The sequence below is a fragment of the Myxococcales bacterium genome, assembly GCA_022563535.1.
Classification (GTDB): domain Bacteria; phylum Myxococcota_A; class UBA9160; order UBA9160; family UBA4427; genus DUBZ01.
The window spans coordinates 1-25,102 of record JADFNE010000016.1; the positions used below are offsets into that span (position 1 = coordinate 1).

A 25,102-nucleotide genomic window follows, 5' to 3' on the forward strand; every position below is an offset into this window, starting at 1 on the left:
TACTTGCATCGCCGGCCTGGCAGACTGTTGCAGAACCCCCGCCATCACTCCTCCACAAATCAAAAAGTAACAGCGAGTAAAACGGCAACGAGCGCGACCCGCGAGTTTGTCTTCCCTCGCCGGTCGCGCTCGCCAATGCTACCCGCGCGACAGCTACCAGCGCGACGCAGAGGCCGATGCGACTTCCGAGCCGACCGGCATTTCGTCCCAGCCTTCATCGCTGGTAGGTCGGGGCCGCCGTCCAAAGAACTCGATCTCCTGCTCACCGAGAAGTTGTTTCCGCGAGATCACATAGTCACCGCGCACGGACGGGGTCAAAACGATGTTTGCGACGCTGGGATCGCCCCCTGAAAAAACCCAGGCCAGGCCACCCACCACCATCCCGCCAAACGCGTAGACGAGTTTTAGGGGGGCGTAGATCAGGCTCGCCACCGCGGTTCCCATACCTATGCCCGCCTCTCTCACCATGGTTTCGCCTTCCCCTGCGGCCAGAGCCGTCGCCGGGGTCACCGCGAGCGCCACACACACGAGCAGGCTCATCATTAAACGGCGTCCGGCTCTGCTGCCCGGATTCGCCGTACGTGTCGCAGTCGATTTCAGTTTTAAACTCACTGGCTTGGTTCTCCTCTCGTTCATTGTTCGCACAATGGCGCGTCACAACAGCGTGTGATGACGCCGATCTGCTTTGCCCCTGCATTTGGCCCGGTCAGAATTCTCCAACCGAGTGCCAGATGCCGAAGCTGAACCGAATCAAACTGCGTTCGCCGACTTTACGTTTGAAAAGTTGGCGTGCGTGAAAATACGCACTCGCAGTTGGAATCGACCCCCCAACTGGAATTCTGACGCTTTGCTGAGACGAGGGCAAGCAGCAGGACGTTCAATTACGTCAGAAAAGTCTTTTGGTATCGAGCAGAATGGTCACTGGGCCCTCGTTCACCAGGCTTACATCCATGTGGGCCTGAAACCTCCCACATGCGACCTGAACCCCGAGCGAGCGGACTGCGGTCGCCAAACTCTCGATCAAAGGAGCGGCAACCTCGGGGGGGGCGGCGGCACCGAAATACGGACGGCGTCCCTTCCGCGCATCGCCGTAGAGGGTGAATTGAGAGACCAACGCGAGACTGTACCCGCAGTCGAGCAGCGAGCGATTCATGCGACCGTCCGCATCGGCGAAGACTCTGAGATGGACAATTTTCTTGGCCAATTCCTCAGCGTCGGACAAGTCGTCTTCGCGCCCGACCCCTACCAGCGCCAACAGCCCCGGTCCGATTTCACCGACGGTTTCTTCATCCACCGCGATGCGGGCTGAACTCACTCGTTGGACGACGGCTCGCACGGGTCAGACTTCGTGTTGATTCGAAAATCGCCCAGCGTAGGTCGCCTGGCCCTCGGTGCGCATCACGACCAACTGGCAGATCCGAACTCCGGCGTGGATGCGGAGCGGCTGACTCGAAACGTTGCTCAGTTCGAGAACCTGGCGGTTGCAGACGCCTGGCTGCACCAGCGCCGAGGTCACGTGGATCATCAAGCCGAGTCGGGCATAGCGACTTCGCCCCTCGAGAAAGCCGCACAGGTTCGGTGGCAGTTCCACCAACTCGCGGGTGATGCCGTGAATCGTCTCACCGGGGTGAAGGACGTACGGCGAGTCGAGGGAAACGACCTGGGTGTGCTGGCGGTAGTCGGTGTCTTCGACGATGTCGATGGCGCCCGCCACCGGAATGATCTGCCGGATTTCGTCACCGAGGGTCAGGTCGATTGATGCCGTGCCCACCTGGCTCTCTTCGAGTGGTGTGATCTTCAAACGCCCTGCGGCGATCTCTTCGAGGATGACGTCGCGGGTCAGAACCGACATGGGGAGGAAGATGATAACCTAGGACCCACATGCCACACGCCTTCTTTGACGTTTCGCACCCGGTCATCATCGGTCACCGGGGCGCCGCCGGCAGCGCGCCGGAGAACACGCTGGTCTCGTTCGCGAAGGGCCTGGCCCTCGGAGCCGAAATTCTGGAGAGCGACATTCACGCGACCCGGGACGGCGTGCCGGTCCTGATCCACGATCCCTACGTCGGCCGCGTCACCGAAGGGACGGCCCAGGTTGAAGATCTCACTCTCGATCAACTTCGCGAGCTCGACGCCGGGCACTACTTCAGTACGGACGCTGGCAAGAGCTTTCCTCAACGCGGGCAAGGCGTTTGCATCCCGACTCTCGAACAGGCATTCGAGGCGTTTCCGGACGCCCACTTCAATCTCGAGATCAAAGCCAACCCCGTGAATCTGGTCGGTCGGGTGATCGAACTGGTCGAGAAATTTGATCGCGCCAGCCGCACCCTGCTCACCGCGGGCGAAAATCCGATCATGCTCGAGCTGCGGCGGGAACGAAGCACCCGGGGTAGCCGCTTCGCAATCGGAGCTTCGACGGCTGACGTTCTCTCAGTGGTGCGGGCCGCCATCGAAAGAAAAAAAGCGCCTGAGGATGTGATGGCCCTGCAGATCCCGGAGGAGTTCGCTGACCGGCCCCTGGTCACTCGGGAACTGATCGAGTTCGCCCACGACGCCGAGATCGCGGTGCATGTCTGGACCATCAACGAGCCGGACGCGATGCGCCGTCTGCTCGCCCTCGGTGTAGACGGGCTCGTGACCGACCATCCGGAACGCATGGCGGCGCTGCTGGATCGAGCGTGAGCCCCAATACGCCCCTGGCCAAAGCCTCCATATTGTTGACTGAGCACATCGAAGAGGTTCGGGCTGCCGCCCTGAAGGGCCGGGTAGTCGACCTGGCCTGTGGGAGCGGACGCCACACCCTGTTGTTGGCGAAGGCCGGCATCCCCGTGCTGGGATTGGACCGAAACCGCGACCATTTGAGAGAACTGGAAGCCGGGGCCCGGCAGCTCGGCGACAAAGTCACCACGGTGCGCTGCGATCTGGAAACCCAGCACGGAATCCCAGTGCGACCGGGGAGTTGCGGAGCAATCCTCGTGTTTCGCTTTCTGTTCCGGCCGCTCGCCGCGGCAATCGAAGAAGCGCTGCGCCCGGGAGGCATCCTGCTCTACGAAACCTTTGCCCTGGCGCATCGAGAGACCGGGCGGGGACCGCGGCGCAAAGAGTTCTTTCTCGAACCGGACGAGCTACCGGCGCTGTTTCCCAACCTCGAAGTCATCTCGTATCGAGAAGGCCCCGACGCCGGGACGCCTCCCGATATCACCGCCCGGTTGCTGGCGCGCAAGCCCGACTGAGTTCACTCAAGCACCGGTGCCATTCCATTGCTCGATCGCCCAGCGGGCGTGCTCGGCCAGCAATGGATCGTCCCCGGCGGCCAACCTCTCGACCTGGGGCCGAAGCGACAGGTCCTGGGAATTCCCCGCGGCCACCAGCGCATTGCGGAGCAGACCTCGGCGTTTGCTGCGGCGCATTGCACTCGCGCGGGTCGCCCGCTGCCAGGCGGCTTCGTCGAGATCGAGAATCCAGGCAAGCGTTGGGCTGGCCCATTCGTCGCGAGCTTCCAACCGGGCATGCAAGCCGAGGGGATCGTCCGGCCACGAACGGGCGCGTCTAGAATTCCAGGGGCACACCTCTTGGCAAATGTCGCAGCCGTACACCAGATCGCCGTGGGCACGGCGGAGTGCTTCGGGGATCGGGCCCGGGTCCTCGATGGTCGTGTAGGAAATGCAGCGAGTCGCGTTCAATACGCGAGGCGACTCGAGGGCGTCGGTCGGGCATGCATCGAGACACGCCGTACAAGTGCCGCACAGGTCCTCGGTCTGCACGTCGAAATCGAGTTGCAGGCCGGTCACGAGAACGCCCAGAAAAAGATACGAGCCCAGGTCGGGATGAATCAGGCAGGTGTTCTTCCCCACCCAGCCAATTCCCGCATAGGCCGCGGCAACCCGCTCGATGACTGGGCCGGTATCGACGTAGACCCGGCTCGAAACCGGTGCTTCGACGAGTGCCTCGATGCCCGCCGCAAGCGCGTGCAATCGGTCCGCCAAAACCTCGTGGTAGTCATCGCCCACGGCGTAGCGGGCCACCCTGCCGCGAGCGTCATCGGGCTGGGCCGGGAGATCGGGTTCGCCGGCTCCGGGGGCCGGCGCCGGGTCGTACGTCATCCCAATGACGATCATGCTCTGGGCGCCTTCGAACAACTTCTCGGGGTCTTGCCGTTTTTCCGCTGTGCGGGCGAGGTAGTCCATCGTCCCCGCATACCCTCGAGCCAGCCAACTGCCGAGCTGCCGACTCTCCGGAGTTGCGCGGGCGGCACAGATCCCCACCAGATCGGCGCCGAGAGCGAGCGCCATCGACTTCACCTTTTTGCTGAGCTCCGTTTCCGAACTCATTGCGGTGTATGGCTTTTATACGTGGGCAGCACTCGGGTCATCAGACCCCCGATCGCCAACAGGGCGAAGCAACCGAGAACGTAGGTAAGAATTCCGGCCGATTCGTGGAAAATGCCGCCCGTGGCTACTTCGCTTCCATAGTGCCGCGCAACGTAGATCGTGAGAACCACCCGCGTCAGATTGCCGAGCATGGCCAGCGGAACGACGGCGACCACAAGCGCGAGCCGTCGAGACCAATTCGGTTGCGTGAAGTAAGCCAGGAATACCGCCAGTGGCACCAGGGTCAGGATCGACGTGATGCCACTACAGGCTTCGGCGACAAAGAGGGATTCGCCCCCCGGCAAGTGCATGACGTTGCCGTCTCGATAGACCGACATCCCCATGCTGTGAACCACGCGGATGGCGGCACCACTCACCAGTAACTGCAACTTGGCGATAAAAGGTGTGATGAGGCTTTGCGGCACGGGAACCATGAAGATCAGATACGAGATGGAGAAACTGAGACTCCGCAGCCAGGCGCGCCCCCGGGCGAAGTAGACCGCGCAGGCAACGCTGAGAACGAGGGCCAGCCCTTGCAGCGATACGATCGAAGCAAACAGGCCCACCAGATACAGCATCAGACAGAACCCGAGCAGCACGCCCCCGAGCAGGCTGCGCTCGACGGGCAGCCGTGGCAAAACCTTGCGCTGAGCCGTGGCGGCCCACAGGGCAGCGAGCGGGACCATGTACCCGTGCGAGTAGTAGTCGTAGCGGCTCCATACATCCGAGAGTGCGACCAGGGCCGGAGCAAACGCCGCGATCAAGGCGATGAGGAGCAACCACTCGGTGCCCTGTAGCGCAATTCCCGACCGCTCAACTCGCTCTGTCACCTGACTCCTGCTCCCATTCCATCCGGCCTCGCCGGACCCTGGTCATCTCATCGGTCGCGAACAGTCCCGATTTGATCTGGACGGAACGTCGGCCTGCAAGCTGCTCTCGGCCCCAGCCTCTTGTTCGTACAGAGTGATCACAATCTTCAAGCGCAAGTGCATGTTGACCGATCAAGCTCTCGGAGGTTCCGGCAATACGAGTCCGTCGTTCCGCGGCAATCGTACATAAGACCCCCTCGAGGCGCGCGTCACTCCACGTGTAGGAGCGGACCTTCCGGTGGAGCTTCGCTCGAGCGAATTTCCGGGGGGCCTGCCCGGGCGCACCCGGGATCTGAGCGTCGGCGGTACATGCATTGCGACCGCTTCACCGTTCAATATCAAGAGCATCAACCAGATCGTCATCATGCTGCCAGATCGCAGTTCCTTGACACTGAGCTGTGCCGGCTGTTGGCAGCGAGAAGAACCTTGCGCCGAATTGATGCTCACCGGCATTTCATTCGAGTATCTGAGCGAATCGGATCTGGACAGCATCTGGGACTTCGTGCTCGAAAGCGGGAAATATCTCGCGCGCTTTCTGCTCGAGAAGTCGGAATTCCACGAACTCGGGCTCGACGATGCGATGAGCCTGTCGCAGATGACCCGCTATCGAGACATTCCCATCGGCCACAGTCTCTACCGCCAAAATACCAACGAGCCGGGACAGGACAGCATCTACCTGCTGATCGAAGGAACGGTCACGCTTGAATTTCGTGTCCGCGATGCGCGGGATGTGGAGTTCGAGCGGCTGCAACCCGGTCAGTTTTTTGGCGGCCTTCCCATTCTCGCCGACGTCCCCCACGCCGAGAGCGCCACCACCGCGACGGATGTCCGGCTGCTCGAGATCGACAGGCAAGCGTTCCAATATATTCGGACCGCCAAGCCGTGGCTCGGGTACCGCCTGGGCAGCGCCATGCTGCGCATTTCGACCCGACGCCTCAGCGCAATCATGAACAGGGTGTCGGGCCTGCTCTAGGCTGCGCGAGGAAATGACGTTCCGGCGTTCTCGATCCTGAACCGAAGAGCCCCACAGGATGTCGAGACAAGGTATGCTGAACGAGGTGGAAGACCGACTCGTATTTTTGATTGGGCCCCCGCGTTCGGGTTCCACGCTGCTGACGCAGATGCTGGGTGCGCACTCCAAGATTCACGCGCCGGCGGAACCCCACCTCCTCACCCCACTCGCACATCTGGGCTACTACGAAAGCGTCGAGAAGGCGCCCTATGACCCGGTCATTGCCCGGGCGGGTATTCGCGAACTGGTTGCGGACCTGCCGCAAGGCGAGGCGGACTACCTCGAATCCCTGCGACGCTACACCGACTCCGTCTACTCAAAGCTCCTCGCGCCCTCTGGCCGAGAACTGTTGCTCGACAAGACTCCGGCCTATTCACTGATCCTCGACTTCGCCGCCCGCCTCTACCCCAAGGCCAAGTTCGTCGTGCTGATGCGTCACCCGATGGCGATCTGGTCCTCATTCGTGACGTCATTCTTCGACGGTGATCACGAGGTCGCGCACAACCACAATCCGCTGCTCGAGCGCTATGTCCCGGCGATTGCACGCTTCGTGCGGGAGCAACCGGTCGATCTGCACGCGATCCACTACGAAGAACTGGTCAGCGATCCCGATACCCAGATGGAGCAGCTTTGCGGCTACCTCGGCATTCCCTTCGAACCCGGCATGGTGAACTACGGGGACCAGACCGGGGGCGTCAAAACTGCGGCTCGTGGTCTAGGCGATCCGATGACTGTGGCCAAAGAGTCGCGACCCACGACGGCATCCCTGGCCAAATGGGCCCACGCCATGACGGGGCGTCCAGACAAAGTCGCCCAGTGCCACGACATTCTCGGCGCACTGCTGGACGACGACCTCGAGACCTGGGGGTTTTCGCGCGCCCAGATCACGGCGGAACTCAATGCCATCGAACTCGGGGCGAAGCCGGCCAAGCGTCCCAAGGCAACGCGGCATACTCTCGAACGCAAACTTCTCGTCGCGCTTCGCCGCAACATTCACCACAACGCATTCGGCAAGCTCGTGAAACTGGTCCGCAATGTGTGTGACGTGTTGTTGAGATAAAAGTTGTCGAGATGAAAACTGTTGAGATAAATTATTTCTCCTCCATCATCTGCTCAACGCTCTGCGTGAGATTGAGCAGCGAAAATCGAGAGTTCAAACTTGGCTGACGACAAGACCCCACAGTCCCGCAACATCATCAGCCGCGCCTGGAATGCGATCTGGACCGCGACGCGGCTCTACTTTGTCGCCGGGCTGGTGGCCTTTGCGCCCATTGGCATCACCTTCTGGGCAATCGCGTGGATCGTCCAACGGCTCGACAATTTGCTGCTGCCCCGGGTGGTGAGCTGGTTGTTTCCAGCGCTGGAGCAACCGATCGAGTTCCCTCCTCTAGTCGGCGCCCTGTTTACTTTTATCGTCATCTTGCTGTCGGGCGTCATCGTGCGTCATTTTTTTGGCCAGGAATTGGTGCGGGGTTGGGAACGGATGCTGTCCCGGGTTCCCGTGGCACGCAGTATCTACGGCGGCGTCAAGCAACTCTTCGAAGCGATCGTCGCCGGAGGACGAGCCACCGGCTTCAACACCGTGGTGCTCGTCGAATATCCGCGCAGGGGACTCTGGGCTCTGGCGTTTACCACTGGGAATTCTGGGCCGCTGATACAGGCGGCATTTCCCGAGGAACCGATGATCAATTGCTTTGTCCCCACGACCCCGAATCCCACCTCGGGCTTCTACCTTGTCGTTCCACAGTCCGAGGTTCGCGAGGTTGATCTCACGGTCGAGGAGGCGTTCAAGGTGATTATGTCGGCGGGGCTCGTGAATCCCGATCCCGACCACCGCGTTTCGGCCAGTCAGGAATCTCTCCCAGGAATCGAGGCTACGAGCGAGACCCGCTAGGGGGTCGGATTCGCGATGCGTTCGACGATGCTCTGAATTTCTGGGCGGTTCAGCAGCGCCAGGGTGTCGCCATTTTCCAGCAGCTTCACGATCTCCGGGTTCTCGGCGAGTCGCAGCAATTCGGGGTCGTTTCTCAAGCTCTTGAGCTTCGGCCCAAGTTGCTCGAAGACCACACGCGACTCCTGACGAAAAATCTCGACATCTTTTGCGGCGGCGGCGCTGACGATGCCCAAATCCGCCAGCCGACGGCGCATCTGGTCGTCGTGCGAAAGCTTGTAAAAAGAGAGCCGGTTGAGGGCCCGCTCTGCGGCTCCGTTTTCGATCAGCGTCCAGAAGAACTTGTCGCGCTGGAGTCCCTCGATCTTGGAATCGGACAGCAGATCCTGCAGCCCCTTGAGGGCCGTGCCCGGATTCGAGGCCAGTTGCGCCATCAATCTCGCACCGGGTTCGGGCGCCTCGCCGTCCTCAGCCATGACTCGCCGGATCACCTCGGCAACCACCGACCGCGTGGCGCTGGCGACACTGGAATCTTCGGTTTGGGGAAGTCGGTCGATGTTTTCAATCACACCGAGGTCCCGCGCCGCGTCCAGCCAGATCACCAGCCAAGACAGCAGCAGCACCACGAGTCCCCCGCGAATGCCGCCAAAAATGCCGCCGCCCGCGCGGTCCAGCCAGCCCCGGGGATCGTCATCGAGGCGGTCGAGATCCCATTCGCGAAGCAGGGAACCCAACAGACCGGCGACAATGAACGTCGCCAGGAAGCCCAGGGTGCCCGCCGCAACCGCTCCGTAGAGGGACGAAATCGCCAGCTTCTCGGCGACAGTCTGCGACAAATTCTGGGCGCAGTAGACCCCACCGCCGTAGGCCAGCAACAGCGAAACTACACTCGTGCCCGCGGCCAGCGCCCCGCGGTACGCACCCATGAGTACGAACGCGCCAAACAGGCCAAGCAAAATCACATCGAGAAGCATGTTCGACCTATCGACCTGCCCGAGACCGGCCTAAAGAGCTCCGGCGCAATCTCTCGGGTGAGATGACCAGCCAGGACCTGGGGGAAACCCCCATCGTGCCCATCGCAACGACGACCGATGAATACGCCGGAACCTCGAAGCGCGGTCGAGCCAGCGCAATTCCAGTCGAGGCGGTAGGTGTCGTGCGTGACGGAATCGGCGTCAGAACTCATCATATTCTCCTACGAGTTCTTGCTCTCGGACGACCGGAGGTGGTCGTACCAGGTGCGGCTCGATCCCCTGACGCTGAAACAGGTCCACGAAGCTCCGACGATCCCCTTGCCCGAATGGACACGACTCGAAGTGTCGCAGTGCACCAATTGTCCGCTCTCCCCAGAATCGACGCCCCATTGCCCCGTTGCGGTCTCGATCGACGAAATGGTCGAGTTCTTCGCCGACTCGTACGCCCACGAGGAAGCTCGGGTCACCGTACACGCAAAAGAGCGCAGTTACGAAAAAGTGTGCTCACTGCAGATCGGCATTGGTTCGCTGCTTGGTCTCTTGATGGCAACCAGTGGATGCCCGGTGATGGAACCCATGCGACCTCTGGCCCGCAGCCACCTCCCGTTTGCAACCGCCTACGAAACGCTCCCGAGAGTGATCTCACGTTATCTCTTCCAGCAATATCTGAGGTCGCGTCGGGGTGAAGATCCGGATTGGGAGATGAGTAAGCTTTCGCAGGCCTACGAAGGCATCCAACAGGTCAACGAGGGTATTACCAAGCGGCTCAGCCACGTCAAGGTCCGGGACGCCAGCCGCAATGCTGTATCGAGACTCCACGTGTTTGCTGAGTTGCTGAGTTTTTCGATCGACGAGAACGTCATCCATGAAATCCTGGAAGACTTTCGCAGCGAACGAACGGGGCTCCACGACGTCAACCGCTAGCGGTGCTTTTGCTCTCATATTTAATATCGATGATCGTGTAGGTCGTACTTCCGCGCGGGCGCACAACATTGACATCGTCGTCGAGTTCCCGCCCGAGCAGCGCGCGGCCGACCGGTGAATCGACACTGATGAGAAGGCTTGCGGCGTCGGACTCGTCGGGACCGACCAGCCGATAGCGAACCTGCTCGCCCTCCGCGTCTTCCAGCGTCACCCAGGCACCAAAGAAGACCTTGTCCTCTCGGTCGGGGGATTCGCGTACCACCGTCAAGTCGTCCAGGCGCTTCTGCAAAAACCGAATTCGCGAGTCGATCTCGCGCAGCCGCTTCTTGCCGTAGATGTAGTCGGCATTTTCCGATCGATCGCCGAGCGCCGCTGCAACTGAAACCGCGTGGGTGACCTTGGGACGCTCAACCTTCCAGAGGTTCTCGTACTCCTCTTGCATGCGCTCGAAGCCTTCGGGGGTGATGTAGCTGCTCGGCCGCGGGCCGGCCCCCGGGCCAGGCGTTTTTTTGGATCTATCTGCCATTTCTGCCTGCCATCAGAGAACAATCCCTTGGGTGAGTTCAGCGGTCAAGCCGTCCCCGTGCCTTGGTCGCGCCGGAGTTCAGTGCAATACGAACACCCAAATGTGCTGCGGGACGCTTGCGAGCATGATATCGTGGCCCAATGCCCGACGCTGACGACAAAATCGAGAGTGACTCTTCTGCATCACCACAGACCGAATCGAATTCAACCGAAGTCGCGGAGCAAGAGGAAGAACAAGCCCCGACTCCGTTCGATCACCCCCTGTTCCTGCCCACACTGCTGACCGGCCTCGCCCTCTGGTTTGGTTACGACGGCTGGCTGACGACCGACCCCAACATGCTCGAGCATGCCACCTTCAATCGGGTGGTCTTTGTGCCGTTGTTCCTCGGCGCCATCTATACAGGCATCACCGGCTACAAGGAATGGAAGGAAGACCGGGAGTAACCGCCAGGCCTTTGGCCTCTCTCTTCCTTCCTCTCTTCCCTCCTCTCTTCCTTCCGCCCCTCCCAGCGCCTCTCGCAACCCATTCGTATTCTAACGTGCGTTTGGGGTCAAGCATCCATTCATTGAATTACGGAATTGTCCGATGAGCATGGACGCGGCCACCTCCCGCGCGGGGTGATTACCGGCCGACAAGGACCTGGGGAGCTTCAGTGCGTCGAATTGCAATCGCCTGCGAGAAAGGCGGCGTCGGAAAGACTTCCACAGTGGTGGGGCTGGCCTGTGGCCTGGCCCAATTGGGGCAGCGCGTCCTCGTCATGGATACCGACAGCCAGGCAGCAGCGACCCAATGGTTGGGCCGCGAACACATGCCGGGACTCACTCGCAGCTTTGCGGGAAGCCTGCCTCTCGAACGATTGATCCAGACGACGTGCGCAGAACGCGTCGACCTGATCCCGGCATCCACCAGCTTGGCCACATTGGAACGAAGCCTCGACGGCGTATCTCACGCCCTGACATTTTTGCGACGAGCCATCGACGACCTCGACCCCGATCGCTGGGACTACTTGATTTGTGATACCCCGCCGAACCTCGGGATCGTCGTCAATTCGGTTCTCGCTGCAGTGCAGGAACTATACGTACCGGTCGAAGCCCGTCCCATGGGGCTGGCCGGCCTGAGCCGCATCCTCTGTACCGCAGGTCGCAATCAGCGCAGACTCAATCATTCGCTCTGCGAGCCCCGACTCGTCATCTCGCGCACCAACCACACCGGTGTATCTCGCGCGGTCGAGGCGCAGGTGCGAAAGCGGTATGGCGCCCGAGTTTTCAGCACCGCAATTCCCGAACGCATTTCGATTGCACGCTCCTCCGGACTGGGGGTCCCGGCCAGCGTCCACGAGCCCAAGGGGCCGGTGGCAAAGATCTATCGAAGTCTGGCCAGGGAGATTCAGTCGATCGAGATTTCGCCCCTGATCCGGCGATCACGCGGGCAGTCTCCCACCGCTACACGATTTCCATAAATTTCGACGACCGCTGGAAAACGATCCTGCAACGATCTCTCCCGACGAACAGAAGATGCAGCACCGATCAACCGATAAACCGAAAGCGCCCGCCACAAGCGGGTCCGGCATTTCAACATGACAAAAGTTAGCCCGAACAGCGACCCGGTCGAAGTCGGTACCACGCTCAAAGCAAAGTACCGCTACAAGCTCGTCAAACGTCTGGGGGCCGGAAGTTTCGGCAACGTTTTTCAAGGCGAATGTCTCGACACAAGCGAGTCCCATCCCGATGCTCCCCCGCGCGACGTAGCGATCAAGGTACTGGGCTCGACCGATGATCCCAAAGCGATGAGCGCACTCAAGCGAGAACTCGCCGCACTGCGACGGATTGGGCATCCACGCATCCCCGTGCTCTACGACTTCTGTCTCGATGGACCTGCTGCCTTCGCGGTGATGGAATATTTTCCGAGCGGTAGCTTGGCGGACGCCTGGTCGTTTATCGGACGGCTTGACGTCGATCAGACCTGGCGCTTGATTTCCGACCTGTTGAGCGCCCTCACTGCGGCCCACAAGGCGTCGATCCTACATCTCGACATCAAGCCCTCCAATGTTCTTCTCGACGAGATGGGGGGCTATGTGCTCTCCGATTTCGGAGTCGCCCACTCTTCATGGATGTCGAAGGGATTGCTGGCGCAGGGTCAAATTCCGGTCGGCCTTGGGACCCATGGTTACCGCGCACCCGAGCAAGCCAACCAAAGCACGCGAGCATTCGACTTGCGAACCGATCTATGGGGCGTAGGCGCCACCGCCTGGGCTGCGTTCACCGGGATCGATCTCAACCAGCGAAAGGATGTCCTGCGGCGCGCGGAGGACGGCTGCATCTACGGACTGCAGCGGCTATCCGACGTGCATCTCGGATGCCCGGCTCCCCTCGAAGAGGTCGTCATGGGATTGCTCTTCCTCGATCCTCAACGCCGGCCCGGTGGCGCAGCCGAAGTCGTGAGTCGGATCAAGGCAATCGCTGCGGGCTTCGGCATGGGTTCTCAACCCGCGGCAGCAGCAGGCCGGAGCGACGCCTTTGTCGGAGAGGTGTATCAGGTCATCGACGAACTGGTCGACCCCTTGTGGGCTTCGATCTGTCGCGCCCCGGGCTTCGATCGCTACTTCGCAAAATTTGAGGACGGTGAAATCATCGCGAGTCCGAGCGATCAGTCTCACCACACTCACCAACTGATGTCGGGCAAGATTCGCATCGAAAATGGCACGGAACTCGTAGACATTGAAAAGGACGAAGGCGCCTTCCTGGGTGCCATCTCGACCCTGACCGGCGTCGAGCGGCACTTGACCCTACGCGCCGAGGGCACCGTTTGGGCCTGCATTTACAACGAAGCGGAGTTGGAGCAGCTCATCACCTGCAACCCCTCGGTTGCGGTGCGAATCCTGCGCGGCATGGCCGACCGCATCGCGCGCGGCCCGAGCCGTCATTCGGATTGAGTGGCCAGGGGCCGCGATTTTCGGCTCGAACTTCTCGCGCAAGCCCTACTCTTCAGCGAGTCCGGAAGTCCAGATCCCGAGGACGAATTCTCTTCCACCGCAGGACAAATTGATTCGTAGACCCGTCGAGGCGGTTTGAGGGGTCACGACATTCTTCTCGCCCTCGATGACTGCGGGAATCGACAGGTTGAAGTGATAACCCGCTTTTCCGAGCTCAGTTTTGGCTGAGCCCGCGATCATGTTGGTGAGTTCTCCAACGCCGTCCAGAAGGTCCCCGTCGATCTCGCTCTCGTCTTCGCCGAGCATCGCGGCAACAACCTGTCGGGCCAGGCTGGACTCGAGACTCAACACGAGGAGTCCCTCTTTCTCTCCACACAATCCCATCGTCGCGGTGTAGTCGAGGGTGTTCTCGAGAGCCTGAACCCGGGAGATCTCCCCTGTCTCGAGTTCGAGCATGGCCATGGTGTTCAACGTCTCGATTGCAGCACCGACGAAGGCCTTCACGATTGGATGATCAACGGTCATTTCCCCTGCTCCTCGTTCATTTTTCCCGCCCGGCGGCTATTTACAGACACGCGGGCGTCTCCACTATTACTTCGAGTGTTGTCTGCATCTTGAATACTCTCTCTAAGCCTTCACCAACGCGAGCATCATTTCAGAACGTTCGGCAGCGAGGCTGAAATCGGCGATCACGTCCGGAATCTCGTCCACTCCAATTCCGAGATCAAACCAGGTCCCTTCGGCGAACCGCGGGGAAGTCCCTTCCACCGAAACACCGAGACCCTCGTGGTCTGCAATCCAGTCCGCGAGATGAATGACTTGCGCCCAGGTCACAAATTCTTCGGGCGCATCGGTGGGGCTGTGATGAAATTCGGCAGCGACCGCAACTCCCTCTGGCAGACCCCACTCCCGGATCAGCGCCGCACCGACTTCGGCATGGGTGTAGCCGAGCTTGTCGTGTTCGGCGCGAATGAGCGTCGTATGGCGTTCGACCGCATCGTTGAGTATGCGCCCGTACTTGCGCGACTGACATTGTACGAGCATGAAAATTCCGACGTCGTGCATGAGACCAGCCACAAAATACGGATTGTCGCCGGGAGAGCCACCGAGCTCGATCTTCGGAGAACGTGCGGCAAGGGTTCCCGCAGCGATGGCCGAGGTCAGGCAGTGCTTCCAGAACCCCATGTAGTCAAACGGACAGTCGGCAGCGGAGAATGCGTCGATGACACCAGTCGTCACGACAATGTTCCGCACCTCGTTGAAACCAATTCTTGCAATGGCATCCGAGAGCGATGCGAACGGAGTCGCGGACGGGTTGTAGATGACGCTGTTGGATACGGCCAGCACCCGACTCGCGATCGAAATGTCACTGGCCATCAGATCCGCGATATCTTGAGCATTCGCGAGATCATCGTCGAGAGCCCTGAGAATTCTCGTCACGGAGGCAGCCAGCGCGGGCAGCGGTTTGCCCCGGCCGCCAACGCGCTCGAGCAATTTTGGACCCGACAACGTCATCCTCCCATCCCCAAACACTCCAGGATTTTCACCGCAAGAGCCTCTGGAGTGAAGGGTTTGGAACAGTAGTTGTTGGCACCATGCTGAATCGCGGTGGTCATTCGTTCCCGTTCGGATTCGGTAGTCAGCATCATCACGGGAATGGACGCGAGATCTTCGTCCGCGCGAATCTCCTGCAGACACGTGAGCCCATCCATGATCGGCATGTTCCAATCGAGTACCACCAAGGCGATATCCTCGTGATGCTCGCGCAACAGATCGAGGGCCACCTGGCCATTTTCGGCACCAATGGGCTCGTAGCCCGCCATCTCGATCACACCGCTTACGATCTTTCGAATGATTTTCGAGTCGTCGACCGTGAGAATCTTCATCCTGTACCTCTCGGCTTTCTTTGGTAGAAAAATTGTCCTTCACACTGCTTCATACTGAACTTCGTCATACATCCTTGAAGAGATTCTGATGCACCCACCATGAAACTTGCGTTGTCAATGAGCGTCTCGCCGATTCGCCCGACGATGTCGCGCTTCAAGTCCGCTGAGAAATAAATCAAGACGTTGCGGCACAATACAAGATCAAATTTCCCGAATGAGTCGAAGCTCTCGATCAGATTGAACTGTTTGAACGCGACCCTGGATTTGACTCGATCACAGAGCGAGTACACGCGCCCCGACTTTTCGAAGTAACGATCTCGCAAATCCGGTTCGAGTCCGCGACTGATCGAGAGTCCGTCGTAGCGGGCGGATATCGCGACAAACAGCGCCGATGGGGAAAGATCCGTTGCATGGATTTCAAACATTTCTTCCTTGACCCCGGGCGGTCCGGACTCTTTCAGGTACTCCAAAATCGTAAGCGCGACGGAATAAGGTTCCTGCCCGGTCGACGAAGCGGCCGACCAGATCCGTATCTTATTGCGCTCACCCGACTGCAACTGTTCGCAGAAACGAGGGAGCAGTGACTTCTGCAAGATGGTCCAGGGACCCGCATCGCGATACCAAAGCGTTTCGTTCGTCGTCATCGCGTCGATGATCTTGTCTCGCATCCCCGTGCGCTTGCCCTCGGTCACGGTGGTATAGAATTCACCGAACGATTCGCAGCCAGCTTCAATCACCAGAGTCGAGAGTCGGGTTTCTATCAGGTAACTCTTCTCGTCACCTACAGCGATTCCGCACTCTTTCTTCACGAAGTCACGTAGCTGCTCAAATTCTTCCTTTGACAGATTCATCTTGTCGCTCATGAGCGACTCTCCGGGGTGGTCCCGAGGGTCCACTCCTCGATACGTGACGCAAATCTGTAGAGCGGCACCATTTCGTCGACGTGCCCGGCCTCGTACACCGCGCGCGGCATTCCGTAAACTACGCATGATGCTTCGCTCTGGGCAATGCAATATGCCCCTATGGCCTTGAGCTTCCCGACTCCATGACAACCATCGTTCCCCATTCCCGTCATGATGCCCGCGAGGATGTTTCCCTTGAAATGGGCTCGCGCAGAATCGAGCAATACGTCGACAGAGGGCTTGCACTCATTGCGGGGAGCACCGTCGTGCAGACTGATCAACAGGTTTCCGTCGCCCGATGGGCTTGGCTCGATCTCCATATGCTTGCCGCCGGGCGCGATCAAGACGCGCCCCGGAGTCAGCGATTCTCCTGCCTTCGCCTCCGCAATATCGAGAGCACTCATCCCGTTCAGGGTCTGGGCCAACGAATCCGTGAAGCCCGGCGGCATGTGTTGAACGATGAGTACGGGACACGAAAGGTCTCGCGAAAAGTCTGCCACCAGGGTCTCGAGCGCCCGCGGTCCCCCCGTCGAAACGCCGATGATGATCAGTCGCGATTGGTTCGAACCGCTCGCCGCCTTTGCAACTTGGTTCGGCGAAGCAACTCGAGAACGCAGCGGTTCTCCCGCTTCGACTGCATTCTTCCGCCGTTTCCGGGCCGCTCGCTGCGCCTTTACGACGCGAACGCCCTTCCAGAGTTGCTTGCGAAGAGCATCCGCTCCGCTGTCCTCGGGTTTGACGATGAAATCGACCGCTCCGTGGCTCAGCGCTTTCAGCGTGCGCCGCGCATCGCTCACCCCCGACACCATCAGCACCGAAACATCAGTGTGCTGCTTGGCGATGATTTCGAGCGCCTCGAGACCGTCCATCTCGGGCATTTCGACGTCGAGCAGGACCAGATCGGGGCGTACTTCTTCAATGACCTCGAGTCCGCGTCGTCCGTTGTTGGCTGAGCCAACCAACTCAACATCGGGAATCTGCTTGAGAACCCGAGTCAGGATCGCCCGGTAGATCGAGGAATCGTCGACGATCACGGTTCTGATGGGATCGCTCATCGCCGCTCCTCGCCCGGCCACGATCCGTTCCTGGTCTGGCCTCCCATGCGAATCGCCTTCCTGATCATGTTGCTGCCGAACTCGTCATGCTTGTCGAACCTAGTTTTCGGTGACAGACGGGCTGTACTCGAGCAACCGGCGCACATCGAGAATGCTCATCGTCCCCGAGTCGGTCTTGCAGACTCCAGTCAAGTACACCGACCCTGAACCGTCCAGGTTCGGCGGCGGGAGCTCGAGTTGATCGGAGTTCGGTGTGATCACATCCGAGATTCGGTCGACCAACAGCCCCACCTTGTCGTCCGTCGAGGCAAGGGCGCAGTTGTCCAGCGCGGCCAATTCTGAATTGGTCTTGAGAATGACGAGTCGGCTCTCCGGTCCGATTTGATGCCGACCTAGCCCGAGACGTTCGCCGAGGTCGATGACTGTGACGATCTGGCCGCGAAGGTTTACCAGGCCGCTCACGAAACTTTCGGCTTTTCGCGCTGGAGTTATGTCGAGGTGCGGATTGATCTCGCGCACCAATCTGATGTTGACGCTGAAGAGGTCATCGCCCAGATAGAAGCTCGCGAGTCCATACTCCAGCGCCTCGTCCTGAGAAGCGGGATCCAAGATCACGGCGTATCTCCCAACGCCGATGCGAGCAGCAATTCGGCGTCCAATATGGTGGTCAGCCTGCCCTGGACCAGCGCACGACCACTCACGCAAGGTGGGTCGTCCTTGGACTTGTTCAGCTCGATCGCGATATCCACCGTGTCGATCACACGACTCGCGAGAATGCCACCCGACGTACCATCTCCACTCGGGATCAGGACATAATATTCTTCGCACTCTTCGATTGGATTTACGGAAATTTCATTTTCCAGCCGAATCAAGGGCAAGCCCTTGCCGAGATGCTGCATGTACTCGGAGCCGCCAATCCTTTCGATCTCGTTGGCTTCGATTTTTTCGAGCCGTACGATCTGTGCGAGATCGACAGCGAACTGTTCTGATGCCGCATTGGCAAAGAGAATCAGTTCTCGCCGGCTGCCGGTGGTCTCATCAATTTTGCGCTCGCGACGATCCGACTCTTCCGCCAAATCGTGGAAGCGAAGGTTCGTATCTGCAGCGATGCCCGCAACGTCGAGAATCATCGCCACCCGGCCGTCGCCCATGATCGTGGCACCGGCATAGCAGCGACAACCTTTAATGAATTGCGAAAGCGGCTTCACCACGATTTCTTCACTGTCTGCAATGCGATCGACAATCAACCCGTAGCGGTGTTCACCCGAGCGCAGCACGACCACGTGGATGGCCGATTGATTCTCGTACGTCCTTCTGGTCTCCGAAGTATCGTCCGCATCCCGGGCAGCATCACTCGTGGCGGCCGCGACTGGACGCTCCGCGAGGTTCTTTCTTCGATCGGGATTCTTGGCTCCAGTCTCTGGGTCCTCGAAATACCTTGGAATTTCGAGGGTATCGGCGAGTCGTACCAAAGGAAGTAAACGTCCCCTCAAGCGCAGCACGTCGGCTCCCTTGATCTGCTCGAGGCGTGTTGGGATTTCCGATGCCTTGATCCTCACAATCTCGACCAGGTTTACCTGGGGGACCGCGAAGCGCTCTTGATCGACGACTACGATCAGAGACGGAACGATCGCGAGGGTGAGGGGTAAGCGGATGCGAATGGTTGCGCCCTTCCCCACCTCGCTATCGATATCGATTTTGCCGCCGAGTTTTGTGATGTTCGCCTTCACGACGTCCATGCCCACGCCGCGGCCCGAGACCTCAGTGACCTCAGCCGCGAGGGAAAAGCCGGCGGCGAAGATCAACATCACCGCATCAGAATCGCTGAGCGCTTCGGCTTCTTCTGGGGTCATCATGCCGCGTTCGATCGCCAAAGCGCGGGTCTTCGCTGGATCGATTCCCCGACCATCGTCACGGATCTCGATATTGACCTGACCGCCCTCGTGATAGGCGTGCAGTTCAATCAGGCCGGATTCGGATTTACCCACAAGCAGCCGCTTTGCAGGGGCCTCGATTCCGTGGTCCAACGAATTGCGCACCAGATGTGTCAGGGGATCGGAGAGCAATTCGATGATCGACTTGTCTAGTTCAACTTCGCTGCCTTCGATCACCAAATCGACCTTCTTGCCGAGTTTTCTCGAAAGGTCTCTCACCACCCGGTGATACTTCTTGAAGACATTCCCGACCGGTTGCATCCGAGTGTTCATGATGTTGCTCTGCAGATCACTCGTCACGATATCGATGTTCTGCAACACACCCTTGATGCTGGGATCGTCGGTCTGATCCAGGCGCGCGAGCAACTGATTTCGACCGAGCACCAATTCACCCGCGAGGTCCATCAATTTGTCGAGCAGGTCGACAGAAACGCGAACCGTTTCAGCCGCCTCCATCTTTTTGCTTGCGACCTTCGGCTTGCCGCTGTCACCAGAATTGCTTCCTGCGCCTCCAGCGCTTCCGGCAGCGGGTGGATCGGGCTTGCTTTCCGGTGCCGCCGATACTTCAGCTCCAACAACAGCTCCAACAACAGCTGCAACTGCTGTCTCGGTCGGCTTTGACCCGGCGACAGGAGGTGTCACGGCCTTCGATTCTGCGACCGCAGCCGGTTTGGACTCTTTGGCCGCCGCGGGCTGACTCTTGGCGCCGTCCTTGCCTGTTTTCTTGTTCGTCACCTGAGCGAGTCGGTCGTCGGACATCGTCACCCGCTCGCGCAGCAATCGAATGCGGCTTGGATCGATCCCGAGCGCCCCGGCTACCAGGTCGATTTCGAGAACGGAACCAATCTGAAGAGCGAGACATCCTCCCGTGAGTTCCGCAGGCAAGGCGGACAACACCTTGCCGATCGACCCAGCGCGTTTCTTGGTGTCGTGAACGAGTGATTTTTGCTCGAGAGGTACGTCGTCGAAGACGATTCCGTATATTCGCTGGCCGAAGCGTGCCACTTCTTCGGCCGCCTCTTCGTTGATGACAAATTCGGGGAACGAGTCATCGGTCGCCGATTCTCCGGTGCTCTCAGGGGAAACTGCGGTAGCCGGCTCCGGTTGTGGTTCGGGAACGGGTTCGGCCGCCTCGGCCTCTACGGCGGGAGCGGGAGGGACAGTGGCACTCTCGGCGGGTGCCTCGGCGCTCGCCGCTTCCGGCGACGCACCTTCGCCCTCGATCAGCGGCTTGAGTCTGTCAATTTCTTCGTCGATCGAGAGATCGACCACTTCGGGCAAGGCTTCGATCAACTGACTGAGCTTGTCGACTCCCGCCAGCAGCGCATCGGTCATGTCCGATTGGAAGACCAACTCGCCGTCCCGGACTCGCATCAGGAGATTTTCCATGATGTGAGCGAGATTTTGGATTCGATCCAGACCGAAGAAACCGGCGGCGCCCTTGACACTGTGCGCAGCGCGAAAAATCTGATTCACAACTTCGAGTTGCGCTTCGCCCTCGAGCTCTTCGATCTCCAAAAATAGAGGCTCGATTTCGGTCATGTGTTCCAGGGACTCTGTACGGAAATCCTGGAGAAGTTCCTGATCCTCGTCCATCTCCCTCCCCCCTATCACAGGGGTCACCCGTCCGCGCCGTATTCGGCTCGAATCCAGGCAAACGATCCGCCCCTGCTGGAACATTCTTATCGTTTGGCAGAAAGATCTACTTGAACTGCAATCCCCGGACTTAGAACACTTTCTGGCGAGCCTGCAATTCGCCCCAGCGTCAGGGTCGGGAAAACACTCCAGCGAGACAGCATGGACCTGGGCGAATGCAATTGATCTGGGTCAGACGGTTTCGTCGGGGAACCCGACGACGGATCGGGTGATGGCGACCTGGAGCACTAGAACGCTCTCAAAGCGACGAGTAGCAAAGTTCAGAAACTGTATTTTGCACCGGCGAAGAAACGGTCATTTTTCTCGCTGTTGGCGAAAAAGATGTTGTCTCCGGATTGAAAGAGCAGGAACCCCGCGTTGACACTCAATGCGTCGATTACGTCGTACGCAGCGGAAAGTCGAACGAAGCTTCCGTCCTGCGCCGCTTCCCCGATCACGAAGCTCAGCATCGTCAGGTGAAGTTGGTCATTCATCAGATCGACGCTGATGCGCAGCGCTGTTTCGAGCGTGTCCTTCTGGGCGAAATCTGGCAAGCGACCCATCGCGCTCTCAAAGCCGTTGATGTGCCGCTGAGCGATCTCGAGCACGATGTTGACGTCGCTGATTCCGTAGTATTCAACGCCGATCATCGTGTCGACGCGAGACTTCTTCTCGTCCGCCCAAAAGAATTCGAAACCGTCCAGGTAGGCAATTTCCGACTTGATCAACCACGAACCAAAGGTGTAGTTCGCGCCACTGCCCAGCATCCAAAGTCGGCTGTGTTCTAATTGCCCATCGCCCGGGTCGAAGTGGGCGCGGTCATCGTTGTAGCGTGCGGCCTGCAGCGATACATCCCAGCCGCTGAATACCCCCGTGAGGTTGACGGCAAACTCGGTTGCTTTGCCGAAGTCCTTCTCGATTCTTTCGTCGCTGAGCGCCTCGGCGTTGCCGGTTATTGACATAAACCTGAGCATTTCCGCTGGAGTCAGTGTTGCATTGAGCGCAATGATTACGTCGATTCCGACATCCGGCGCCTGGTCTGAACCCCGGGCCGGCGAGATGCCGTACCGCACCTCGGGAATCGCGAGCAGCGTGAGAGTCCATGGACCCCAAAAGACTCCGAGCTTCGCCATCCCTACCGAGCGCCGGATGTCTTCGATATCAACCAGGCCAGGCTCCCGACTATCCAGCGGGTTGATGATGTCCAGCACCCTGAGCGACTCGCTTCGCCCCCAGTTTACGACCTGGCGCCCGATCTTGAGATCCACCCGCTCGTGCAGGCTTCCTTCGAAGTAGGTGTCCGTGACTTCAAAGTCGTTCTCGTAGGTGTTCTTCACTTCGCGCGTGTAGCCACGGCGCCCGTTCATCTCGTACGCGAGATCGTAGAAGCCATAGCCCGACGTGCGCAGCTTCCAGCCTCGGGGCAGGTCGAGATCGAACTGCAGGGCGAGCTTGGTTCGGAAGCGTTGGAGCCCCGAGTAATCGTCGCCGGTTGGCGAATCGTGGTTGTGGAGACTTGCCGTCAACCCGAAGTTCAGATCGCCCTGTAGACTCCAAACACGATCTTCCATAGCAGCGGATGGCTCACTCTGTGCCGGGTCGACTTCGAACTCGTCGCTCTCGTCGAATCCTGCGAGAACGTCGTCCATCGCATCATCCTGGGCAGCGGCCGGGACGACGGAGAACCCCAGTGCGACCCAGATCAAGCTGAGCGCGAGAATTCTCTTCAGCAGACTGCCTCGAAGCATGGGCGCCATCCGCTCGAACCGCTACAAGCCCTTCTCGAGTTTTCGGATGGTAAAGTCGGCTTCGGCGAGTTGTTGATTGAATCTTATGTTCGAGGTTTTGAGAATGGTCTTGTGCAGGGTGGCTTTGCCCTTTTTGGTCGTCATCGAAAGTTCGGTGGCGACCCAGATCCCGTCGATCAACTCGAGGCCCTGGATTTCCATGTAGCGCAGCCGCTTCCCCTTCTTGCGCCAACCCACCGAGCGGATCACCACAAAGTTGTCTTGGCGTACGAAGGCCACGAACTTCGTGTAGCCGGTTTCGTCGATCTCCTCTTCGGTCTTCGGGATCGATTCAATTTGCCAGACTTTGTGGCCCTTGACCTCGGTTTCCTTCATCAAAGTGTGGGTGTAATGATCGACCGAGCGCGACGACATGTCCGAGTAGTTGAAATCGCTCCCCATGAAGCTGCCGCTCTTATCCCCTGCCGCGATCCGCTTCGTCTTCTTGAGCGCGGGCAGGTACAACCACTGATCGTCATCGGCGTCATCGTCGTCGTAGTCGTAGGTGAGAAACCCGGTGTCTTTCACGTCGGCCGGCGAAAGAAAAAACATCAGGGTGTAGTCGTCCTTCCCAAAGTTCTTGCTGAAGGTGCGCATTTTTCGAATCCGCTGCTTACCTCGCTTGTCGATGAGAATCATCTCCATGTCGGACACGCGGTTGTCTCCATCGTCGCGATCCTTGACCTTTTGCATGATCTCCCGAGCCGAGAGGTCATCGGCCATCGAACTGCCCCCAGCGGTGAGCCCGCAGAAGACAAGAAGCGAGAGAAACGAGCACGACAGCGAGGGTCGACGTAGCTCCAAGAGAGTTCTCCTATTGCAAAACAAGCCGAGAGTGTGCCGCGTTTCCAATATCAGGGGAAGTGCCGCTGATCGCTGCATCTCTGCAACTTCGTTCAATCATTTCGTGTCGCGCCCCTTTACGTGAAGGCATCGGCGTCTCACACTGGAGGCCCGGATGCAGGCCCTGCCGAACCCGCAGCGCCGAGCGAACCCAAGGCGAGAGCAGGAGAAACCATGTCGGACAGTCCCGTTGCGAAGACCATGCGAGCCGCGCTGCTCGAAGCACCTGACAAGCCTCTGACTCTGGTCGACGATATCGAAATCCGGGCACCCCATGCCGGAGAGGTTCGCGTCGCGGTCAAACATTGCGGGCTGTGCCATTCGGACGTGAGCATCATCAACGGATCGTTTCCCAGCCCGCTGCCGATCATACTCGGCCACGAAGCCGCCGGGATCGTGGATGCGGTGGGACCCGGCGTCGTGCGCCTGAAGCCCGGCGACCGCGTCGTTCTCACGCCCTGCCCACCTTGCGGCAGCTGCTACTGGTGCGTTCGCAACGAGCATTCGCTCTGCGTCAACACGGCGAGCATCATGACGAATTCGCTACCGGACGGATCGACGGGGCTTTCGCGGGGCGGCAGCGCGGTTTATCGCGGTCTCGGGGTGGGGGCCTTTGCGGAATATGTGATCGCACTCGAGACCGGAGCCATCAAGATTCCAGATTCCGTACCCCTCGACGTCGCCTGCGTGATCGGTTGTGCGGTGCAGACGGGGGTAGGAGCCGCCCTCAACACCGCCGGGATCAAGGAGGGCGATACGGTGTTGGTGCTGGGCCTGGGCGGGGTCGGCCTCTCCATTGTGCAGGGTGCCCGGTTGGCGGGGGCGAGCAAGATTCTCGTTTCCGACCCGGTCGCAGAGCGAAGAGAATACGCGCGCAAGTTTGGCGCCACCCACCTGATCGATCCGACTGAGGTGGAAGACGTCGCTGCCAAAGTCGTCGAACTGACCGAGGTGGGGGCGGATTTTGCGTTCGAAGCCGCGGGCGTCGGCAAACTCGTGGAGGTCGCAATTGCCGCCATCCGCAACGGAGGCACGACCGTCATGGTCGGGGCGCCGCCACTGACCGACATGGTCAGCTTCCTGCCCGCGCTGTTGGTGTTCCAGCAAAAGAAGATCAGCGGTTGCACCCTGGGCAGCTGCAACTCGCTGCACGAGGTCCCGCGCTTGATCGGTCTGTATCAAGCGGACCGACTCGATCTCGAGGGTCTGATCACGCAACGTCGCCCACTCGCAGAGATCAATCTCGCTGTGGAAGATCTCATCGCGAGCCGCGGAATTCGCACCGTGATCAATCTCTAGCGCAGCCGAGATCGATTCTTTTCAGCCGTCATTTTTGCTGAGAAACAACCGTTTCGCAGTGAACATCGTCAGCGCTGATTCTGGCTGGCGCGGTCGCGCGGATCGCTTTCTGACATCGACATTGCATCGCGAAGTTCTAACACGCGAAGGCATGCGAGCGCCCCTTCAAGTCCCGCTCGGCACTCTGAGTGCTGCGGTGAGGCGCAAAACATTGCGAGCGAAAATCGCATTTCTGATCGAGGGCGAGCGGGTGCCCAGTGAGA

The 25,102-nt window shown here is 59.6% G+C and carries 26 protein-coding genes; 10 read left to right on the forward strand and 16 right to left on the reverse strand.

Going from position 1 to position 25,102, the window contains the following annotated elements:
* Positions 1–153 precede the first annotated feature (153 nt).
* From IH881_07100 to dcd, 3 genes are all read right to left on the reverse strand, one after another.
* The gene (locus IH881_07100) at positions 154–612 is read right to left on the reverse strand and encodes a hypothetical protein (GenBank protein MCH7867449.1); all 459 of its coding nucleotides are present in this window, start codon (positions 610–612) and stop codon (positions 154–156) included.
* Positions 613–886: 274 nt separating this feature from the next.
* A complete protein-coding gene (locus IH881_07105; GenBank protein ID MCH7867450.1) occupies positions 887–1,336 on the reverse strand; it encodes a D-tyrosyl-tRNA(Tyr) deacylase in 450 nt (149 codons plus the stop codon).
* 3 nt (positions 1,337–1,339) lie between these two features.
* Positions 1,340–1,852, reverse strand: coding sequence for a dCTP deaminase (gene dcd, locus IH881_07110; protein ID MCH7867451.1), 513 nt, complete (start codon positions 1,850–1,852; stop codon positions 1,340–1,342).
* Between the two features lie 29 nt (positions 1,853–1,881).
* Here dcd and IH881_07115 point away from each other — a divergent pair, with 29 nt between their 5' ends.
* Together IH881_07115 and IH881_07120 are read left to right on the forward strand one after the other, a co-directional pair.
* Positions 1,882–2,682: a glycerophosphodiester phosphodiesterase gene (locus IH881_07115; protein MCH7867452.1), complete on the forward strand. Its 801-nt coding sequence runs from the start codon at positions 1,882–1,884 to the stop codon at positions 2,680–2,682.
* Positions 2,679–3,233, forward strand: a complete 555-nt coding sequence (locus tag IH881_07120) for a class I SAM-dependent methyltransferase (GenBank protein MCH7867453.1) — start codon at positions 2,679–2,681, stop codon at positions 3,231–3,233. The genes IH881_07115 and IH881_07120 overlap by 4 nt, the downstream gene beginning before the upstream one ends.
* A gap of 6 nt (positions 3,234–3,239) precedes the next feature.
* Here IH881_07120 and queG read toward each other — a convergent pair whose 3' ends face one another.
* Entirely contained in the window at positions 3,240–4,301 is a 1,062-nt protein-coding gene (gene queG / locus IH881_07125) for a tRNA epoxyqueuosine(34) reductase QueG (protein ID MCH7867454.1), read from the reverse strand.
* A 26-nt stretch (positions 4,302–4,327) separates the two neighbouring features.
* A complete protein-coding gene (locus IH881_07130; GenBank protein MCH7867455.1) occupies positions 4,328–5,200 on the reverse strand; it encodes an exosortase/archaeosortase family protein in 873 nt (290 codons plus the stop codon).
* 277 nt (positions 5,201–5,477) lie between these two features.
* Between IH881_07130 and IH881_07135 the strand changes: the two genes are divergently transcribed.
* The 3 genes from IH881_07135 (at position 5,478) to IH881_07145 (ending at position 8,145) form a co-directional block, all read left to right on the forward strand.
* Positions 5,478–6,212, forward strand: a complete 735-nt coding sequence (locus tag IH881_07135; protein ID MCH7867456.1) for a cyclic nucleotide-binding domain-containing protein — start codon at positions 5,478–5,480, stop codon at positions 6,210–6,212.
* 73 nt (positions 6,213–6,285) lie between these two features.
* Positions 6,286–7,311, forward strand: a complete 1,026-nt coding sequence (locus IH881_07140; GenBank protein ID MCH7867457.1) for a sulfotransferase — start codon at positions 6,286–6,288, stop codon at positions 7,309–7,311.
* 99 nt (positions 7,312–7,410) lie between these two features.
* Positions 7,411–8,145 carry a DUF502 domain-containing protein gene (locus IH881_07145; GenBank protein MCH7867458.1) on the forward strand — a complete coding sequence of 245 codons (735 nt, stop codon included), beginning with the start codon at positions 7,411–7,413 and terminating at the stop codon, positions 8,143–8,145.
* Here IH881_07145 and IH881_07150 read toward each other — a convergent pair.
* Positions 8,142–9,116: a CvpA family protein gene (locus IH881_07150; GenBank protein ID MCH7867459.1), complete on the reverse strand. Its 975-nt coding sequence runs from the start codon at positions 9,114–9,116 to the stop codon at positions 8,142–8,144. The genes IH881_07145 and IH881_07150 overlap by 4 nt on opposite strands.
* A 186-nt stretch (positions 9,117–9,302) precedes the next feature.
* Between IH881_07150 and IH881_07155 the strand changes: the two genes are divergently transcribed.
* Positions 9,303–10,040: a hypothetical protein gene (locus IH881_07155; GenBank protein MCH7867460.1), complete on the forward strand. Its 738-nt coding sequence runs from the start codon at positions 9,303–9,305 to the stop codon at positions 10,038–10,040.
* Here IH881_07155 and greB read toward each other — a convergent pair.
* On the reverse strand, positions 10,030–10,566 hold the full coding sequence (gene greB, locus IH881_07160) for a transcription elongation factor GreB (protein MCH7867461.1): 537 nt from the start codon (positions 10,564–10,566) through the stop codon (positions 10,030–10,032). The two genes, IH881_07155 and greB, sit on opposite strands and share 11 nt — an antisense overlap.
* A gap of 140 nt (positions 10,567–10,706) precedes the next feature.
* On the opposite strand from greB, the gene IH881_07165 reads away from it, so the two are divergent.
* The 3 genes from IH881_07165 to IH881_07175 all read left to right on the forward strand — a co-directional run bounded on the left by IH881_07165 (position 10,707) and on the right by IH881_07175 (position 13,498).
* Positions 10,707–11,009 carry a hypothetical protein gene (locus IH881_07165; protein ID MCH7867462.1) on the forward strand — a complete coding sequence of 101 codons (303 nt, stop codon included), beginning with the start codon at positions 10,707–10,709 and terminating at the stop codon, positions 11,007–11,009.
* Between the two features lie 209 nt (positions 11,010–11,218).
* The gene (locus IH881_07170; GenBank protein MCH7867463.1) at positions 11,219–12,025 is read left to right on the forward strand and encodes a ParA family protein; all 807 of its coding nucleotides are present in this window, start codon (positions 11,219–11,221) and stop codon (positions 12,023–12,025) included.
* A gap of 117 nt (positions 12,026–12,142) precedes the next feature.
* A complete protein-coding gene (locus tag IH881_07175) occupies positions 12,143–13,498 on the forward strand; it encodes a protein kinase (protein ID MCH7867464.1) in 1,356 nt (451 codons plus the stop codon).
* 45 nt (positions 13,499–13,543) lie between these two features.
* On the opposite strand, the gene IH881_07180 is transcribed toward IH881_07175, so the two are convergent.
* From IH881_07180 to IH881_07220, 9 genes are all read right to left on the reverse strand, one after another.
* The gene (locus IH881_07180) at positions 13,544–14,023 is read right to left on the reverse strand and encodes a chemotaxis protein CheX (GenBank protein ID MCH7867465.1); all 480 of its coding nucleotides are present in this window, start codon (positions 14,021–14,023) and stop codon (positions 13,544–13,546) included.
* Between the two features lie 102 nt (positions 14,024–14,125).
* A complete protein-coding gene (locus IH881_07185) occupies positions 14,126–15,007 on the reverse strand; it encodes an HDOD domain-containing protein (GenBank protein MCH7867466.1) in 882 nt (293 codons plus the stop codon).
* Positions 15,008–15,009: 2 nt separating this feature from the next.
* On the reverse strand, positions 15,010–15,384 hold the full coding sequence (locus tag IH881_07190; GenBank protein MCH7867467.1) for a response regulator: 375 nt from the start codon (positions 15,382–15,384) through the stop codon (positions 15,010–15,012).
* The gene (locus IH881_07195; protein ID MCH7867468.1) at positions 15,381–16,247 is read right to left on the reverse strand and encodes a protein-glutamate O-methyltransferase CheR; all 867 of its coding nucleotides are present in this window, start codon (positions 16,245–16,247) and stop codon (positions 15,381–15,383) included. Before IH881_07195 ends, IH881_07190 begins: the two co-directional genes overlap by 4 nt.
* Positions 16,244–17,341 (reverse strand): chemotaxis response regulator protein-glutamate methylesterase, encoded by a 1,098-nt coding sequence (locus IH881_07200; protein MCH7867469.1) that lies wholly within the window; start codon positions 17,339–17,341, stop codon positions 16,244–16,246. Before IH881_07200 ends, IH881_07195 begins: the two co-directional genes overlap by 4 nt.
* 99 nt (positions 17,342–17,440) lie before the next feature.
* Positions 17,441–17,956 (reverse strand): purine-binding chemotaxis protein CheW, encoded by a 516-nt coding sequence (locus IH881_07205; GenBank protein MCH7867470.1) that lies wholly within the window; start codon positions 17,954–17,956, stop codon positions 17,441–17,443.
* Positions 17,953–20,871, reverse strand: a complete 2,919-nt coding sequence (locus IH881_07210; GenBank protein MCH7867471.1) for a chemotaxis protein CheW — start codon at positions 20,869–20,871, stop codon at positions 17,953–17,955. The genes IH881_07205 and IH881_07210 overlap by 4 nt, the downstream gene beginning before the upstream one ends.
* 320 nt (positions 20,872–21,191) lie before the next feature.
* Positions 21,192–22,658 carry a DUF1302 family protein gene (locus IH881_07215; protein ID MCH7867472.1) on the reverse strand — a complete coding sequence of 489 codons (1,467 nt, stop codon included), beginning with the start codon at positions 22,656–22,658 and terminating at the stop codon, positions 21,192–21,194.
* Positions 22,659–22,679: 21 nt separating this feature from the next.
* Positions 22,680–23,420: an outer membrane lipoprotein-sorting protein gene (locus tag IH881_07220; GenBank protein ID MCH7867473.1), complete on the reverse strand. Its 741-nt coding sequence runs from the start codon at positions 23,418–23,420 to the stop codon at positions 22,680–22,682.
* A gap of 321 nt (positions 23,421–23,741) precedes the next feature.
* Here IH881_07220 and IH881_07225 point away from each other — a divergent pair, with 321 nt between their 5' ends.
* Complete coding sequence (locus IH881_07225) at positions 23,742–24,839, forward strand: Zn-dependent alcohol dehydrogenase (GenBank protein MCH7867474.1); 1,098 nt, start codon at positions 23,742–23,744, stop codon at positions 24,837–24,839.
* The last annotated feature ends 263 nt before the right edge of the window (positions 24,840–25,102 follow it).

Excerpts from the sequence above, each read along its gene's own strand:
- greB (MCH7867461.1), bottom strand. The coding sequence starts at position 10,566 with ATGGCAGATAGATCCAAAAAAACGCCTGGCCCGGGGGCCGGCCCGCGG.
- IH881_07225 (MCH7867474.1), top strand. The coding sequence starts at position 23,742 with ATGCGAGCCGCGCTGCTCGAAGCACCTGACAAGCCTCTGACTCTGGTC.
- IH881_07165 (MCH7867462.1), top strand. The coding sequence starts at position 10,707 with ATGCCCGACGCTGACGACAAAATCGAGAGTGACTCTTCTGCATCACCA.
- IH881_07175 (MCH7867464.1), top strand. The coding sequence starts at position 12,143 with ATGACAAAAGTTAGCCCGAACAGCGACCCGGTCGAAGTCGGTACCACG.
- IH881_07140 (MCH7867457.1), top strand. The coding sequence starts at position 6,286 with ATGCTGAACGAGGTGGAAGACCGACTCGTATTTTTGATTGGGCCCCCG.
- IH881_07210 (MCH7867471.1), bottom strand. The coding sequence starts at position 20,871 with ATGGACGAGGATCAGGAACTTCTCCAGGATTTCCGTACAGAGTCCCTG.
- IH881_07150 (MCH7867459.1), bottom strand. The coding sequence starts at position 9,116 with ATGCTTCTCGATGTGATTTTGCTTGGCCTGTTTGGCGCGTTCGTACTC.
- IH881_07200 (MCH7867469.1), bottom strand. The coding sequence starts at position 17,341 with ATGAGCGATCCCATCAGAACCGTGATCGTCGACGATTCCTCGATCTAC.
- IH881_07180 (MCH7867465.1), bottom strand. The coding sequence starts at position 14,023 with ATGACCGTTGATCATCCAATCGTGAAGGCCTTCGTCGGTGCTGCAATC.
- IH881_07195 (MCH7867468.1), bottom strand. The coding sequence starts at position 16,247 with ATGAGCGACAAGATGAATCTGTCAAAGGAAGAATTTGAGCAGCTACGT.
- IH881_07115 (MCH7867452.1), top strand. The coding sequence starts at position 1,882 with ATGCCACACGCCTTCTTTGACGTTTCGCACCCGGTCATCATCGGTCAC.
- IH881_07190 (MCH7867467.1), bottom strand. The coding sequence starts at position 15,384 with ATGAAGATTCTCACGGTCGACGACTCGAAAATCATTCGAAAGATCGTA.
- IH881_07220 (MCH7867473.1), bottom strand. The coding sequence starts at position 23,420 with ATGGCCGATGACCTCTCGGCTCGGGAGATCATGCAAAAGGTCAAGGAT.
- dcd (MCH7867451.1), bottom strand. The coding sequence starts at position 1,852 with ATGTCGGTTCTGACCCGCGACGTCATCCTCGAAGAGATCGCCGCAGGG.
- IH881_07215 (MCH7867472.1), bottom strand. The coding sequence starts at position 22,658 with ATGCTTCGAGGCAGTCTGCTGAAGAGAATTCTCGCGCTCAGCTTGATC.